We start from the raw sequence: 15,043 nt of genomic DNA, 5'->3' as shown, positions 1-15,043 counted from the left end.
TAAAATGGGCAAATAATGGTTGGGTGACGAGCTATAGCCTCCCTGATGAAATTTACTTGTAGTTTTATTGACTTGATAAGCCTGATGTAAATATCATTTTAAGTAAAATCGGGAATGATGAATACCGAATCTTTATTATCACCTAATAGTAGCTGATTTTTTCATCATCAATGTAAAACAATATTGGCAATAAAGTTAGGGTGGGAATAGTCCACTTTTCCGGTTTCGTATATTTCATTGGCTATTTCCAAAGCTTCAAATCCTGTTTCTACTTCCTTGACCTTAAATTGTTGTGTAGCATGTTTTGATTCAATTAATTCCAAATTAAGGGATTCAGCATAATCTATAAATGCTGATTCAGCTATAGTTTCATCATTATTTTTTGTTAAAACCTCACTTAATAAAATCAAATAACTCATTGGGTCATCATCAGATGAATAAAACACTGGAGTTGCAGAATATATTTCTGAATCATTATTGAGGACTATCAAATAGTTTTTTAAATCTGTGCAATCATTTACACCATTTATATTTACTTGAAACCTGTCATTATCTGAACCCCTTCCCATCTTGTTAGTATCAATAAATGGGTGTTTTTCTAAGATGGATCTTGCTTCTTCCCTACTCAAACCTTTTTGTTCAAGCTCTATCCAAACTTCATATAATGAAGGTTTGAAGTATATTTTACCACCACCTGAATAATAAAAGTATTCATCATTGCATAATTGGGAACTGGATGCATTCTCATCATCTTCACAGGAAGAAAATATCATTAGTCCCATCAGAATTAAAATATATTTTCTCATTGTCTTTTTATTTATGAACACAAAAAGATAAGAACCTAGGTATCCTATAATAATTACCTTTAAACAATATTGCTGTTATTCCCTGAACGGAAATATACCGTGAATTGCTACATTAACACAGTAAACAATCATTGATAATATTAAAAAGACAGACAAAATTATATATAAATGATAAGGCGGGTTTTAATCCCCGCCTTAAATCCTAATTTTGCAGTTTTGTTGGATACCATCCATTTCATTGATCAGAGAAGATCGTAGACCTATGAAAGGAGAACAAATTAGCTAAACGATTTTTTTCCAAACCATTTTTTATATCTCTTTTGAAAATCAAGTAAACTGTCATCCCTTTTATATCATTGAAGTTCTTCACAATAAAAGCCATGATATTGAATTGCTTTTAAAACGGCAGCAGCTTTAATCATTTGGCTCTCTACTCGAAGGATATTGTCGCAATCCTCCAAATCAAAATTCCAACGACCATGTTCAGCTATTAAGCGGTTTAATGTGGGCTGAACTATTTCAATCTCCCAGTTTTTTGTAATTGATGTTTTAAATACCAAAACTGTTTTCATTCTAATTGATATTGGCTAGCGTTCATAAAAAAACGGAGGTTCAACACCTAAAGCACGTAAATAAACATAAGCTTGTCCGCGATGATGGATTTCATTATCAATAAAATAGAAGATCGAAGACCAAACAGTACCCTCATATTGACCAAAAGCTTTAATTTTTTGTTGAAACTGCTCGGGTTTTACCTGTGCCCAATAGGTGTTTATTTCAACTGTGGCTTCATCCCAAAGTTCAAGAATCTTTGATTTGCTATTACCATGATTCACCTCTTCAATTAGCTTCTGGGTTTCCCCAGTAGCAATTTCCTTAATGCCTGGACCAGCAATGGCCAAAAGCTCCATCACCATATCAGCAAAAGTACGCATGCCACCTATGGTGTAGTTAAAAAAGGCTTCTTCAGGAAAAGCTTCAATAAGCCTCCGGGTTAATCCTCTGTGACCTTGCCAATGTACCAATAAATCAGCAGGTGTAATTACTGGTTCCAATAATGTGTTTGTTGTTGATTCCATAATTATATTTTTAATTGTTTGATACCAAATTATGATGGACTGGTGACAGCTTTATGTCAGGAGGGAAAATGAAATTTTAAAAATGTCTGTTGACATGCCTTTGTCACTTGGCCAAGGTGTATTTGCAAGATATAAGAAGTGAAGTCATTATGTTGAAGTCAAAATTTCAAATATACTTCCGCCTGAAGTCCTATCTTTGGGTAATATGTTATGTCATTATGGGTTTAGATACGGTAAAACGATTTGATAGAATTGTAGCTATACTTATTCAGCTACAGTCCAAACATATAGTAAAAGCACAAGAATTGGCTGATAGGTTTGAGGTGAGCCTGCGTACCATTTATCGTGATATACGAACGCTGGAAGCATCTGGTGTACCTATAATAAGTGAGGCTGGTGTGGGGTATTCCATTATGGAAGGATACCGTTTGCCACCAGTGATGTTTACTAGAGAAGAAGCAGGAAGTTTTGTTGCTGCAGAAAAGCTAATGCAGAAGTTTGTAGATAAATCCTTGGGCAATTACTACGAATCTGCAATGATGAAGTTAAAATCGGTCTTACGCGGTCGTGAAAAAGACTGGATTTCTGCTCTAGAATCACAAATATTGGTTGACCCTATACATAAATTGTTTAATGACAATTTACCGAATGCCCTTGAAACCTTGTTTGAAAGTATCGCTGAAAAAAAACAGGTGTTTTTAAAATACCAGGCCTTAAATAAAGAAATACCTTCAGAACGTTTAGTAGAGCCTGTTGGTATTTATCATGAATCCGGGTTTTGGTATGTATTGGCATTTTGTCATTTAAGAAAAGACTATAGACAGTTTAGAACCGATAGAATGCTGGCGATTAAGTCCACTCAACATAATTTCACCAGAGAACACATTTCCTTAGATGAATACCGCAGCCAGCATGAAAATATACCAAAAACAAAAGTGGTTATTACTGTGGATAAAAGTGTGGTACGGTATATAAATAACAGCAAAATGCAATACGGTTTTGTGTCTGAAAAAGTCAAAGGAAATCAAGTAGAAATGACATTCATGACACCCTATATTGAACATGGTTTTTCAAGATGGTATATTGTGTTTTCAGATTATGCTAGGATAATTGAACCTGAAAGCCTAAAAATCCGCGTAAAAGAGATTTTGGAAAAAGCGATTACCCAACTTTAAATGCACTTTTAACCTATTTAATCTAGTATGAAGGCCTGAGGGATCGCATATTTATAAAGCTTTATCTATTTCTTGGTCGCTGTCCGCCCGCCTACTTATAGTTCTTATTTGTTAATCCCAAATAAACGGTCGCTCTACTCCCATTCCTCTCAGGTAGGATATAAATTGTCCCGCGTGGACAGATTCATGATACCCTATTCGTAATAAATATTGTCCGAGTGGTTTCAATTCCCCATTTCCAGGATGAACTATATGAGTATCAGCAAGTGCTCTGTCAGAGAATTGCTGGACGCTATTTAGAAATGTTTTTCGATACGGTTCAGCAAATGTAAGTTCATCTTCAACGCTCTTAAATGGTCTATTTTCCCATGGAGTTCTGTAGTTTGACATATCACCCTGGTTAATGATAATATTCCATCCGTAGTCAGCTTGTAGGACGTGTCTAACCATTTCAATTGCAGTCATTGCATTTTCATCAGGTTTCCAATTATAATATTCTATTGGAAGTCCCTGCCATAATGCTATGCTTTTGCGTCTTATCTCATTAAAATTTAAAATGATTAATTCAGCTTGATTCATTGTTAAATTTAGAAAAGGATCTTTTTAATTTTTTCTGGAATTTTGATTCTCAACTGCTTTAGAAAAACCAAATACTTCAATGGCATAAACATCAAAGCTATAAATTATTTCAACTAATATATTATTTACTTCTTTCGCAATTCCTGTTGATCAGCATTTCTTGAATTATAAATCCACACCAGCATGGCATGGAGATGTATTCCATTTCATGCAGAAGGTTGCTCAAAGAACAAATACCAGGTATTCATTAGTCCCCTCCTTGGGTATAAAATATGCCCATCTTCATTTGGCACTTTTTTCAAAAATAATGATGGCTACTTTTATGCATGAAACAAGCATTAACAAATGCTATTTTTCTTTTTGTATATTGATAATTCAAATCAACCAGCTGCATCTATGAAACAACACCTTTTATGGGCAATATTATTATTCATACCCCTATATGCAGTTGCGCAATCTGATAATAACCATCGTTCATTTGTTGAGCATTTTGAGGACACTGGTTTAAATCAATTTAGGTATGGTTCTACCGGTACCAAAGCCAGCTTTAAATACAAGGTGGGCGTGAGCTCTCCTTCTGAGCCGGACACTAAAATTCTTTCCTTTAAAATAGATCCGGAGGATAAGGCAGGTGCAGGACGTGGACCTGAAATTATCTCAAAAGACTTTACGCATTTTGGTACTTATTCTGCGCGGTTAAAAGTTCCAAATGTGAGAAATATTCAGCCGAATGTCGGCGCAGTAGTAGGATATTTCACCTACCATAAGGACCGTTTGGCCGGACTGAGTGAAATAGACTTTGAATGGCTCCCTGCTGATCCTACAATTATCTATATAGGTACATGGACGGGCGGGCAATCCGGTGAATTAAAACGAATTGGCAGGACAATCAATCTTGCTAAAGGAATAATCTATGAAACGACCTATAGAGAAGGTCATGCAGGTAAACGTGAGCCTTTAAGCGGTAAACAAAACCAACCTGAAACCATTATGGCCATCCCGGACTTTGATGCCTCATCTAGATTTTACACCTACGGTTTTGATTGGTTTGAGGACCGAATCAGGTGGTGGATGATTCATCCCGACAGTGGTAAAAAGGTGATATTGTGGGATTATCAGGGATCCACCAGGGGCATACCACAAAACCCAACGCGTTATCGAATGAATTTTTGGCATACTGCCGATTGGCCAGTCGAAACGAATTCATTATCTATAGAAAAACCCTTACAGCCATACGAATTGGAGGTAGACTGGATGTCATATCATCCATATAAAAGTACTTTGCAGTAAGTAGTACAATTTCATGGAATTCTTCAATCCCCACTGGGAAGCGCTTTGTAATGACCATAATAGGAAAAGAAAGCAGAACATAGTTACTATTCCTAGAAGGGGTATTATTGGAAAATCAAGTTTTTTAGGGCCATCAGCCAAACCATTGACCAATATAATACCCACAAACATTTTGAATCAATGGACTATAAAAAAATAAAACCGGAACTTTCATCAGAAAGCATCCAACCTTCATTATCAGCTAAATAAAGGCGCACAACCTTTAGGATATGACCTTTATCGAAATAGATAGGACTACGAAGGATATTTGAATAGATAATCATCAATTTTAAAAAGATGACCATCGTCCTCTATTTAAAACCTGAAAATTGATATTATTTATCAATTACAGCTTTCAATTCATCGATGTTTGAAACAGTTGAAAGTGCTCTTTTTAGCGCTCTTCCGTTAAATGGTTTGTTAAGTATTGCATTAGCCTTAGAAATAGTTTGATTTTCACTTTCAGGGATAAAAGCTGAGATAATAACAACTGGACCAGTTCTTATTTTATTTGATTCACAAAACTCCAAAATATCTGTCCCTTTGCCATCTTCAAGATGCATATCCACCAGTAATAAGTCATACTCATTTTTCAGAAGTAGGCTTTTGGCCTCCTTTAAGGTACCTGACACCGTGGTTTGGATATTTTCTTTTTCCAACATCCTGCTGGTCACTTCTTGCATAAGTATATCATCATCTATCAATAGCGCCTTTTTCCCGTGAAATGAATGTATCAATTTCTTTTTCTTATCATCAACAGGCAGCTCGGATGGTTCCAAATATAGATCAAAATAGAAGGTGGCTCCGGACTCTTTACCTTTATTTTTCCCAGTTACACTTTTTACTTTAAGTTTACTGTCCATTTTTTTTAGGATCTTATTAGAGATGGTTAATCCCAAACCTGTCCCATTCTTTTGCTTACCTTCTTTCGTTTGACCATATTCTTCAAAAATCTTTGCTTCATAACCAGTTGGTATGCCCGGACCTGTATCACTTACTTCAAAACGATATTTATTCTTGTTTTCAGCCCTGGAATTCAACTGTCTACACCTTATGGTAATTCTTCCATTATTGGTAAATTTCAAAGCATTGTTCACCAAATTACCTATAACCTGTTTGATCCTTAGTACATCTATTAGGACTTTTGGAGATGCTGTATCACATTGAACCACAATATCAGTACTATTTTTTTTGGCCAATGATTCGAAAAGCATGCTGATTTCATTCATAAGATCAGGTAATACCGCAGTTTTATTTCTGATGGTAAATCCTTCTGCTTTAAGTTTGGTATAATCCAACACATCATTGACCAAGTTCATCAATATCCGCTCTGTCTTCAACAGGTTCTCAACCAAATTCCTTTGGTCACCATCCAGGCTTGTCTGACCTAGCTCCTCAGTCAACCCAATAATCGCATGTAGCGGCGTCCTGATCTCATGGCTTACTTGCGCCATGAGTTTTAATCTTTTTGCTGAAGTTTTAATAAGATTATTGCCTTTATTCATTTTAAGCCTGTTATCATATGATAAGTATTACCATGATTTATCATCAGAATTTTAATAACTCAGATTCCATTAATAAGGTTTATTACAAAAAGAACCTATTTAAACGACTGAAAGCAATAGTTAGTGTCAATTAGACATAAACAAAATGCCAAGAATCAAGACCCAACACCTTATAAACCAAAGCATTAACTGCTAATATCAATAACCTCTCCTGTTATAATGCGGGATATGATTTTCTTACCAAAATCATGAATTCCATTTCGAAATATATAAAAATAAAAGAGCTTTTCTGACATCGAAAAAATAAAACAAAGCCCTTGAACTACCTATCAATATTTATTTATAATTCATTTATTATAACTTAAAAAATTTTAATTAAATAAACCATTATCAATAAACATAAAACCCAATTTTATATAGATTAAAGCCAAAATAATCTCTAGCTTCAAATAATTTAAAAAACAATAAAAAAAACACTAACTACATTTAAACTAGAATTAAATCGAACAAAACTCTAAACTCATTCACAAAATTCCCCATCTAAAGGGCCTTTGTCGTCCCCAATTGAAAGAAGCTGTACTCTTTCTTCCTACTTAAGTAAAACAATATTGATGATTTCTTTTTCCGATTGTTCACAAATACAATAAGTCTACCTTAGGGGAACAAGTAAGCATATTGAACAATTTCGTTTACCATAGAAAGAATAGTTCATTAAAAGCAAAAGATAGCCCTCCCTATCTCTACCTCACAAAAAAGCACCACGTTTTCTTAGAGTTTAGCAAAAATAAAGACACTGTTAACGCGAGAAAAGGGATAGGAGTCGGAAGATCATTAGAGGGACAAACGTGAAGAAAACATTCAGAGACTGTTTTTAGCAAGTAGCCAGCTTACAAGTCAGTCATTCTCGTTTAATAGGTGATTCCCCCTTTTTGATCATATGCTTAAGGGTATTACTTTGAACTTATATTTAGAAGGCCATTAAGGGAACTTATAGCTAAGGGATTTTGCATTAATTGGGTGCTGTTTTCCTGTAACTGCCCAAGTCTATCTTTATGGCTACCTCCCTTACGATTTTTTTAATGTTACAGAATATTTAAATTTGCCTTGCAAATAATCACGGTTAAATAATAATCAGCCAGTTGATAGGCATCTGAACAATGGAAAGAAAGAACAATAGGAACTTACCTGTCATGAAGTTGATTTCAACTATCATGTTACCTATTGTGTTGAGTCTGTCCTTATTACCCTGTTGTCCTCCAATGGACACTTGTTCCGATCAGACCAAGCATAGTTGTGATGATGCTCCCTTACAGGGCACTGCCCCAAGCTCAGGATTATGTTCTCCTTTTTATACCTGTGGAAATTGTCCTGGGCTTATATTTGAACAAGTTGATTTCCCTACCTTAACCGTTGAGAAAATAAACAAGACAATTGTTGGAGATCTATCTGAATTCAAACCCTTATCCTTGACAAATTCACTTTTCAAACCTCCACAGGCCTGATCTGTTTTTTTACTTAAAAGTAATTTTAAATTACCATTTAAACTTTCCGATCAAATAACAATTCATAAACACCGTGAAATACATTATCACAGGAATGCTATTGCTATGCCTATTGGGTACGGCTATGGCCCAGAATACTTTTACAGCAACCATAAAGGACAGGGAATCAAAGAAACCCTTATTGGGCGTGTCGGTCTTTATTCCACAGTTGGAAAAAGGAGCTGCAACCAATGCAGAGGGAAAGGTTTCAATTGATGGAATTCCCAACGGGACCTATGAGATATCGGTCCAATATATAGGTTACCAGACAATAAAACTGGAAAAGTCCTTTCCTTTAGAAGATCAAGAAGAATTTACACTTCTGATGTCCCATGCAGATGAGGAAATGGAAGAAGTGGTCATCACATCCACCAGAAGCAGCAGGACCATAGAAGATATCCCTACGCGGGTGGAATTTATTGCCGGGGAAGAACTGGCAGAAAAAGGAAATATGAAACCTGGCGATATCCGTATGTTGCTTAACGAAAGCACAGGAATTCAGACCCAGCAGACCTCGGCGACCAGTTATAATTCCAGCATCCGCATCCAAGGGCTTGATGGAAAATACACCCAATTATTAAGGGATGGACTTCCCTTATATTCAGGCTATTCCGGAGGCTTAAGCCTGATGCAGATCGCTCCTTTGGACCTGAAGCAGGTAGAAGTGATCAAGGGGGCTTCTTCTACCCTCTATGGTGGCGGGGCTATTGCAGGCTTGGTGAACTTGGTTTCTAGAACTCCCGAAGAAGACCGGCAACTCAATTTTATGGTTAACGGAACCTCAGCACTGGGGCTGGATGTCAGTGGTTTTTATGCAGAAAAATATGGCAAAATAGGGACCACTGTATTTGCTTCATACAATAAGGGAACCGCCTATGACCCTGCTGGTATTGGGCTGACTGCCATCCCTAATTTTGAACGGTATACGGTAAACCCACGGCTCTTCCTGTATATTGACAAGGAAACGGATATAAACTTGGGTTTTAACTTTGTTACCGAAGATCGTTTGGGAGGAAACATGGATTATGTGAAAGGGGACAGCAACACCGGTTATTTTGAGAAGAACAATACTGACCGATTGTCCACTCAGTTTGATGCTACTCATCGGTTTTCTGACCATTCACGTATCCAGCTGAAAAACAGTATAAGTTTCTTCGAAAGGTCCATTGCCATTCCTGACTATACCTTTGGAGGAAAGCAGGTTTCTACCTTTTCAGAACTTAATTACGCTACCTATGGAGAAAAGGTAGAATGGATCTTGGGAGCTAACCTATGGACGGAAAATTTTGACCAAAGGCATGGAGATCCCGGACAGGATCTTAGCTTTTCAAATTATACTACTGGAGTATTTGTTCAAAACACTTGGAATATGGCCACGCAATGGGCACTGGAAACAGGATTGAGAGGAGATTACCAAAGCCAATACGGGGCTTATCTGCTGCCACGCTTTTCATTGATGTTCGAACCCAATGAAAGGATTACTTTCAGAACAGGAGGAGGACTTGGATATAAAACACCTACCCAATTTACCGAGGATACCGAGCGACTTCACTTTCAAAATATTCTCCCCATAGATGTTTCCAAGACTAAGGCTGAGCGCTCTACTGGGATTAATCTGGATGTCAACTATAAATGGCCTATTTCCGGAGAATTAAGCCTAAGCACCAATGCCCTTCTGTTCTACACACAGATCGATGATCCAATGATATTGGTTAGGAACAATGAGGAGATGTATGAATTTACCCAACCGAATGGTTATATCAACACCCATGGTTTGGAAGCCAATATGAAATGGACTTACCATGATTTCAAACTGTTCTTGGGCTATACCTTTGCAGATGTAAATGAGCATTATGGAAATGAAACCACGGAGTACCCTTTGGTGGCCAAGCACCGACTGAATAATGTATTGATGTATGAAAAACATGGGGACTTCTGGATTGGACTGGAGGCTTATTATTTCAGCCCTCAAAAACTTTCTGATGGAAAGACCGGAAAATCCTATTGGATTATGGGAATCATGTCTGAGAAAAAATTAGGCAAGCATTTTTCCCTTTTTCTGAATTTTGAAAACATGTTGGATACCCGTCAGACCAGGTTTGACACGATCTTCACAGGAAATATTGACGATCCTCAGTTCAGGGATATTTATGCCCCAGTGGACGGTTTTGTAATTAATGGGGGCTTTAAACTCAGCCTTTAAAAGGAATTTTATTAATTGAACAAAAGGCCTGTCATGATCTTGTTGACAGGCCTTTATTTATGGTTCATTGATTCAAAAAAGGATCAATTTATTCATTTTGACCTAACCTGCACAATAGGAACAGTCAGGTTCTCCGACCAACATTCCTCTATCGTCCAAACTGTATTTACAACATTCCCTGAACCGTTGCTTTAGAATATTTTTCGCCCGCCTGACCCTAGCTTTTAGATTGGCTAGTGACATCCCTAAGTGAAGAGCTGCCTCCTGCTGCTTCATTCCTTCCAAGTACACCTTTTCTATGCATACCCTATAATTTTCGGGTAGCTCTTCTATAAACCTGTCAAAACAGCAGAATTTCTCCGATGAACCTTGGGTATTTGAAAGGTTACTGATATGCTCTTCAGATAATAGGGAACGTTCTCTGAAATGGTCCATGGTTTCATTTCTTGCAATTTGAAAAATCCATGACTTGATCTTCTCGGGCTTTTTTACCTGGTCTATATGCGTATGGATTTTTAATATGGTGTTCTGGAAAACATCATTGGAGATATCCTTGTTCTTCACCTTTTTCAGGATAAAAAAATAAAGCTGCTCGCCATATTTTTCCACTATTGCACGGGATGTTGTTTCCATGGTAGATTAGGTTAAGCCTTTCCATTTAAGATTGACAACAACTACATTTTTGACAATCGCATTTTTCACAAGGGCAATTGCTTTCCAAACAATTGACACAGTTACATTTTTGGCAATCACAATTGGTGCATTTACAAGTTTCCATAATTTTCTAAATTTTTGTTTCAACAAGTAGACGCCAAGAGCCCAAAAAGGATACTATTTAATTTAATAAAAATTGGAATATTTCTAAATATAGATATTATAATAACTGCCTGTTCCTATTAAATATATCCTGTTCGAAATACCACCAAAAAAAATATAAGCCTTGTCGAAACATCTCCTCGGCATTCCCTCTAGCTCTGCTCTTTGATACTACCAGACCCTAAAAGTATAATTCTTTCAGCATAACTGTTATTATAAATACTATAAACAGTACCAGGAAGTAACCTACTCGCCCATCCAATATATAAATTCATGAAATGAGTTAACAGCCTCAATATTTTAAAGGCAATAAATCCGTACTAACTTTAATTCACAGATCAGTCCCTTATTTTGTTCATTATCTCCCTGCTTTTTACCGTATCATATATAATCTTTAAAAACTTGATCTCATCCGATCGATTAAATTCTATTATATCAACCACGTCAAAATCAGCAAGCTCATTATTTTTCAATGTCCATTTGTAATTAAAATACAAGGCAAGGTTATTGGAAGCCTTCTCCGAAAAAATGCCCTTCAGCTCCAATACTGAAAGAATAGTATCAGAAAACAGTGTTTTGTAAAATTCAGCAGCTTTCATTTTCCCATACAAAGGAGACTCTACGGTACCATTTTCAGCAAATAATGAAATGATTTTATCTGAATCTCCTTTTTCTAGAAATTCGATATATTGGCGAGCTATTTTAGTTCTTTTATCCATTTTTATTTATAATTCAATTCAGTTTTCACCGTACTTTTGACCAATTTTTCGTCCGAGAACAATGGGAATCACTGAATACCATCTATTTTCAGACATAGACAGTCCTTGGACCAATGGATGGCAATTCCTTTCTCTCCCCACTTTTCCAAGTTCTTCACTTTCCCATAATAGTCGTTACGATCTCCTATATCCAGTCATGACTAAATTGATCGAATAATTTCATTAATAAATTCTTAACCTAAAAAACGTAATAATTTATAATAATATCCACTTTATTTGATGGAACAAACCGCCCTTCCATGCCATTTGATGAACAACCAGACCAAGAACTTTTGGTCCTCATAAAAAATGGGGACGCTCCGGAAGAGATAACCGGGAATTCAGGGAGACTTTTCAACCCCTATTTGAAGCATATGGGGTAGATCTTGTTTTACAGGGGCATGACCACACCTATGGGCGTGGGCATAATATTTCCACAGGCGTTTCAGGAAAACCTGTTAAGGGAAAAGGTCCGGTTTATGTGGTCTCGGTCAGTGGTCCGAAAATGTACGAACTGACAATGGACAAATGGATGGACCGAGCTGCATCGGAAACCCAACTTTACCAATTCGTTACTATAGATAACGAAAAGCTGAGCTATAGGGCCCATACGGCCACTGGACAACTCTATGATGCCTTCCATATTGTAAAAGATAGGAAAGGGAACAATTCATTTTTCGATGGAGCTGATAAGGCCATAGAGGAAAGGACATCCCTTCCTCCTCGAAAATTACAAGAAAAAACAGCAGAGGAGCTGAAAGAATACGAAAAGGTATACCCTAACAAACAATAATTCATCCAACCCCAAAATCTTGGATGTATTATTGTAGTTTAAGGAGACTTCCTCATAACTCTGAATACCTCATCAAGTGTGAAGCAAAGTGATCTCGAAGTACCCAACTTGCGCGTACGACGAGATTACTTCTCTTCGCTATGACTACAATCGCAGTGATGTGGGCACACAGACTATACATCAGTATTTTTTAATCCTATATTAAAATCTTCTTGGGCAAATTATAAAACAAGGGTGAAATACATTAATGTGGCATTGCTGGGGAACACAATTCCCTGATTTGTTGAGATAAAGACCTGATTTTATCAATCAGTTATTTTAAATGGCTGGTTTAATATTTTGATTCACACTAAAAAGATTTTCAGGATCGTATTGCTTTTTTATTTGGGCCAAACGGCTATAATTATGCTTATAGCTTGCTTGCACACGTTCCTGGCCTTCGTCCATCATAAAATTAGAATAAGCTCCTCCTGATGAATAGGAATGCAAGGCTTCCCAATAATCCTTACACCATTTCGTAATCTTATTGGAGTTTGCTGGATCTGGATCCACACCTACAATAACCCCTGCATATTTGGCATCACGATAAGCCCAAGGAGTGTCCTCTGCGCCCACTCTACTAGCTGCTCCACTGAGTGGGTATAAATGCATTTGAGAAAGCGGAGTGGGTATGGTAGAACCAAATTTGAAATGTTGTTTTCTTACTTCTGGTCCTAATTCATTAAAAAAGTCAGCACGCCAATACCACTGAAGTCCGGGGGGAAACAATCCATCAAATAATGTCTGTATAGAAGGGTATGGCATTTCTCCTAGGTGTTCAAATATAGGATTTTGAGCAAGGATAGGCTTGAAAATTTCTTTAGCTTTATCCATGTCCCCAATATAGCACCACACTATTCCACAGAATTGCTTATGATGCAATGCCTCAGGGAATGGAGGACCGGGAATTTCCAAAGTGGCGATAAATCCATTTAATTCATCGGGGGCCTTATTGATGAAATCTTGGTACCATTTCATTATTTCATCTGTTTTTTCAATAGGCCACAAAGTAGGACCTCCAAAAACAGTCTTTACCTTATGAGCTTGAAATTTAAAAGAGGTAATGATTCCAAAATTACCACCACCTCCTCGAATGGCCCAGAATAAATCCGTATGTTGTTTAGCGTTTACCGTTACAAAGGAACCATCAGCCAATACCATATCAGCTTCTAACAAGTTGTCTATGGTAAGACCATACTTTCTTGCCAGGTAACCAATTCCTCCTCCAAGTGTTAATCCTCCAACTCCGGTGGTAGAGATAATTCCTGCTGGAATAGCAAGTCCAAATGCATGTGTTGCATGGTCCACTTCTCCCCAAAGGTTTCCTCCACCCACCCGAACGGTATTATTGGAGGTATTTACATGGACAAACTTGATCCCTGATAAATCGATCACCATTCCACCATCACAAATACCCAATCCTCCACCATTGTGGCCACCACCTCTAATCGCGATTAATAGATTGTTTTCTCTGCCAAAATTCACGCATGCAATCACATCAGCCACATCCACACATTTAACAAGCATTCCTGGGCGCTTGTCAATCATTGCATTATACACCTTCCGTTCTTCATTATAATCCGGGTCTTCCGGTAGCGTTATTGTTCCCCTAACCTGTTTGGTAAGATTTTCAATTAAAGTAGCATTAATCTTTTGTGTAGACATGATGGTGTGGGCTTGTCTGATTTAATATATCGAATTTTACCAATATTTCAAAGACAAATACTTGATTTACAAATAGATAATTTGCAATATTTCGATATCTTATTCGCCCAATAGTGATCTGGAACTCCATAGTCTAGGCACCGCCGAACCTGTTCGCCCACAGTGACAGTCGAGGAATATCGTTTTTTACTTATTTCTTACTTCCTCCTCCAAATCTCTCCTGACGCTAAAACGATCTTTTGATTGTCTCCCTTTAGGGTTCCTAACCATTACTATTTAGCTATCTACAATACAATAGTATAAATAGAGATAAAATTTGAACCTTCCCTAGGCGTTCCCATGACGTCTCCTCTTTTTTGCTACCTTTTCCCTGAAGAAACGAAATGCTCTCCAAAGCCACAATATAAAGCCCAAACAATCCGTTGTTTCAAGTCTTTAGCACAGCGGTGACTTGGAACTTAATATAGTAGGAGCCTGCTTGGCAGCAGACAAGCCTCCAGACTCCCTTCAAACCCATTATCCTACCCTGAGAATTACAAACCATTACATCCTCAGCCCAATAATCAACACGCTTTCCCCCCTTACCGAACTCCCCTCCCAATTCTCAATCCCCCAATCCCACGATTCGACAATTCAACAATTAACCGATTAAACTACCCTCACCCCCTAGCCCCCTAAAGGGGGAAGTAACTCCACCCCATCATATCCCTACCAGATCAATACCTCCTTGGCATGTTTCCTTTCGTTGGTCCTGA

Annotated in this window: 15 protein-coding genes; 6 read left to right on the top strand and 9 right to left on the bottom strand. The window is 37.4% G+C overall.

Annotated elements, in window-relative coordinates; all coding sequences use genetic code 11:
• Positions 1–167 precede the first annotated feature (167 nt).
• From H7U17_RS19695 to H7U17_RS19685, 3 genes are all read right to left on the bottom strand, one after another.
• Positions 168–806 carry a hypothetical protein gene (locus H7U17_RS19695; RefSeq protein WP_186758567.1) on the bottom strand — a complete coding sequence of 213 codons (639 nt, stop codon included), beginning with the start codon at positions 804–806 and terminating at the stop codon, positions 168–170.
• A 353-nt stretch (positions 807–1,159) separates the two neighbouring features.
• Complete coding sequence (locus H7U17_RS19690; RefSeq protein ID WP_186758566.1) at positions 1,160–1,378, bottom strand: hypothetical protein; 219 nt, start codon at positions 1,376–1,378, stop codon at positions 1,160–1,162.
• A gap of 15 nt (positions 1,379–1,393) precedes the next feature.
• A complete protein-coding gene (locus H7U17_RS19685) occupies positions 1,394–1,885 on the bottom strand; it encodes a DinB family protein (RefSeq protein WP_186758565.1) in 492 nt (163 codons plus the stop codon).
• 122 nt (positions 1,886–2,007) lie between these two features.
• Here H7U17_RS19685 and H7U17_RS19680 point away from each other — a divergent pair, with 122 nt between their 5' ends.
• On the top strand, positions 2,008–3,060 hold the full coding sequence (locus tag H7U17_RS19680; protein WP_230981509.1) for a helix-turn-helix transcriptional regulator: 1,053 nt from the start codon (positions 2,008–2,010) through the stop codon (positions 3,058–3,060).
• 111 nt (positions 3,061–3,171) lie between these two features.
• Here H7U17_RS19680 and H7U17_RS19675 read toward each other — a convergent pair whose 3' ends face one another.
• Positions 3,172–3,639, bottom strand: a complete 468-nt coding sequence (locus tag H7U17_RS19675) for a DinB family protein (RefSeq protein WP_186758564.1) — start codon at positions 3,637–3,639, stop codon at positions 3,172–3,174.
• A gap of 396 nt (positions 3,640–4,035) precedes the next feature.
• Here H7U17_RS19675 and H7U17_RS19670 point away from each other — a divergent pair, with 396 nt between their 5' ends.
• Positions 4,036–4,929 (top strand): glycoside hydrolase family 16 protein, encoded by an 894-nt coding sequence (locus H7U17_RS19670; protein ID WP_186758563.1) that lies wholly within the window; start codon positions 4,036–4,038, stop codon positions 4,927–4,929.
• Positions 4,930–5,303: 374 nt separating this feature from the next.
• Here H7U17_RS19670 and H7U17_RS19665 read toward each other — a convergent pair whose 3' ends face one another.
• Positions 5,304–6,422, bottom strand: coding sequence for an ATP-binding response regulator (locus H7U17_RS19665; RefSeq protein WP_186758562.1), 1,119 nt, complete (start codon positions 6,420–6,422; stop codon positions 5,304–5,306).
• Positions 6,423–7,630: 1,208 nt separating this feature from the next.
• Here H7U17_RS19665 and H7U17_RS19660 point away from each other — a divergent pair.
• The gene (locus H7U17_RS19660) at positions 7,631–7,975 is read left to right on the top strand and encodes a hypothetical protein (protein ID WP_186758561.1); all 345 of its coding nucleotides are present in this window, start codon (positions 7,631–7,633) and stop codon (positions 7,973–7,975) included.
• Positions 7,976–8,048: 73 nt separating this feature from the next.
• Positions 8,049–10,217 carry a TonB-dependent receptor gene (locus tag H7U17_RS19655; RefSeq protein WP_317172780.1) on the top strand — a complete coding sequence of 723 codons (2,169 nt, stop codon included), beginning with the start codon at positions 8,049–8,051 and terminating at the stop codon, positions 10,215–10,217.
• Between the two features lie 102 nt (positions 10,218–10,319).
• On the opposite strand, the gene H7U17_RS19650 is transcribed toward H7U17_RS19655, so the two are convergent.
• From H7U17_RS19650 to H7U17_RS19645, 3 genes are all read right to left on the bottom strand, one after another.
• Positions 10,320–10,850, bottom strand: coding sequence for a sigma-70 family RNA polymerase sigma factor (locus H7U17_RS19650; RefSeq protein WP_186758560.1), 531 nt, complete (start codon positions 10,848–10,850; stop codon positions 10,320–10,322).
• 335 nt (positions 10,851–11,185) lie between these two features.
• Complete coding sequence (locus H7U17_RS20750) at positions 11,186–11,308, bottom strand: hypothetical protein (RefSeq protein ID WP_262891712.1); 123 nt, start codon at positions 11,306–11,308, stop codon at positions 11,186–11,188.
• A gap of 63 nt (positions 11,309–11,371) precedes the next feature.
• Positions 11,372–11,752, bottom strand: coding sequence for a nuclear transport factor 2 family protein (locus tag H7U17_RS19645; RefSeq protein ID WP_186758559.1), 381 nt, complete (start codon positions 11,750–11,752; stop codon positions 11,372–11,374).
• 299 nt (positions 11,753–12,051) lie between these two features.
• Here H7U17_RS19645 and H7U17_RS20745 point away from each other — a divergent pair, with 299 nt between their 5' ends.
• Together H7U17_RS20745 and H7U17_RS19640 are read left to right on the top strand one after the other, a co-directional pair.
• Positions 12,052–12,174 (top strand): hypothetical protein, encoded by a 123-nt coding sequence (locus H7U17_RS20745; protein ID WP_262891711.1) that lies wholly within the window; start codon positions 12,052–12,054, stop codon positions 12,172–12,174.
• Positions 12,175–12,296: 122 nt separating this feature from the next.
• Positions 12,297–12,584 (top strand): hypothetical protein, encoded by a 288-nt coding sequence (locus H7U17_RS19640; RefSeq protein WP_186758558.1) that lies wholly within the window; start codon positions 12,297–12,299, stop codon positions 12,582–12,584.
• A 318-nt stretch (positions 12,585–12,902) separates the two neighbouring features.
• On the opposite strand, the gene H7U17_RS19635 is transcribed toward H7U17_RS19640, so the two are convergent.
• The gene (locus H7U17_RS19635) at positions 12,903–14,288 is read right to left on the bottom strand and encodes an FAD-binding oxidoreductase (protein WP_186758557.1); all 1,386 of its coding nucleotides are present in this window, start codon (positions 14,286–14,288) and stop codon (positions 12,903–12,905) included.
• Positions 14,289–15,043 lie beyond the last annotated feature (755 nt).

It is taken from the genome of Echinicola salinicaeni (genome assembly GCF_014280965.1).
GTDB lineage: Bacteria > Bacteroidota > Bacteroidia > Cytophagales > Cyclobacteriaceae > Echinicola > Echinicola salinicaeni.
This window is presented reverse-complemented; position numbering and strand designations above follow the sequence as displayed.

Bases quoted from the DNA above. Each gene is read 5' to 3' on its own strand.
- H7U17_RS19645 (WP_186758559.1), bottom strand. From the start codon at position 11,752: ATGGATAAAAGAACTAAAATAGCTCGCCAATATATCGAATTTCTAGAA.
- H7U17_RS19650 (WP_186758560.1), bottom strand. From the start codon at position 10,850: ATGGAAACAACATCCCGTGCAATAGTGGAAAAATATGGCGAGCAGCTT.
- H7U17_RS19635 (WP_186758557.1), bottom strand. From the start codon at position 14,288: ATGTCTACACAAAAGATTAATGCTACTTTAATTGAAAATCTTACCAAA.
- H7U17_RS19675 (WP_186758564.1), bottom strand. From the start codon at position 3,639: ATGAATCAAGCTGAATTAATCATTTTAAATTTTAATGAGATAAGACGC.
- H7U17_RS19640 (WP_186758558.1), top strand. From the start codon at position 12,297: ATGTACGAACTGACAATGGACAAATGGATGGACCGAGCTGCATCGGAA.
- H7U17_RS20750 (WP_262891712.1), bottom strand. From the start codon at position 11,308: ATGAATTTATATATTGGATGGGCGAGTAGGTTACTTCCTGGTACTGTT.
- H7U17_RS19670 (WP_186758563.1), top strand. From the start codon at position 4,036: ATGAAACAACACCTTTTATGGGCAATATTATTATTCATACCCCTATAT.
- H7U17_RS19690 (WP_186758566.1), bottom strand. From the start codon at position 1,378: ATGAAAACAGTTTTGGTATTTAAAACATCAATTACAAAAAACTGGGAG.
- H7U17_RS19685 (WP_186758565.1), bottom strand. From the start codon at position 1,885: ATGGAATCAACAACAAACACATTATTGGAACCAGTAATTACACCTGCT.
- H7U17_RS19665 (WP_186758562.1), bottom strand. From the start codon at position 6,422: ATGGCGCAAGTAAGCCATGAGATCAGGACGCCGCTACATGCGATTATT.
- H7U17_RS20745 (WP_262891711.1), top strand. From the start codon at position 12,052: ATGCCATTTGATGAACAACCAGACCAAGAACTTTTGGTCCTCATAAAA.
- H7U17_RS19660 (WP_186758561.1), top strand. From the start codon at position 7,631: ATGGAAAGAAAGAACAATAGGAACTTACCTGTCATGAAGTTGATTTCA.
- H7U17_RS19695 (WP_186758567.1), bottom strand. From the start codon at position 806: ATGAGAAAATATATTTTAATTCTGATGGGACTAATGATATTTTCTTCC.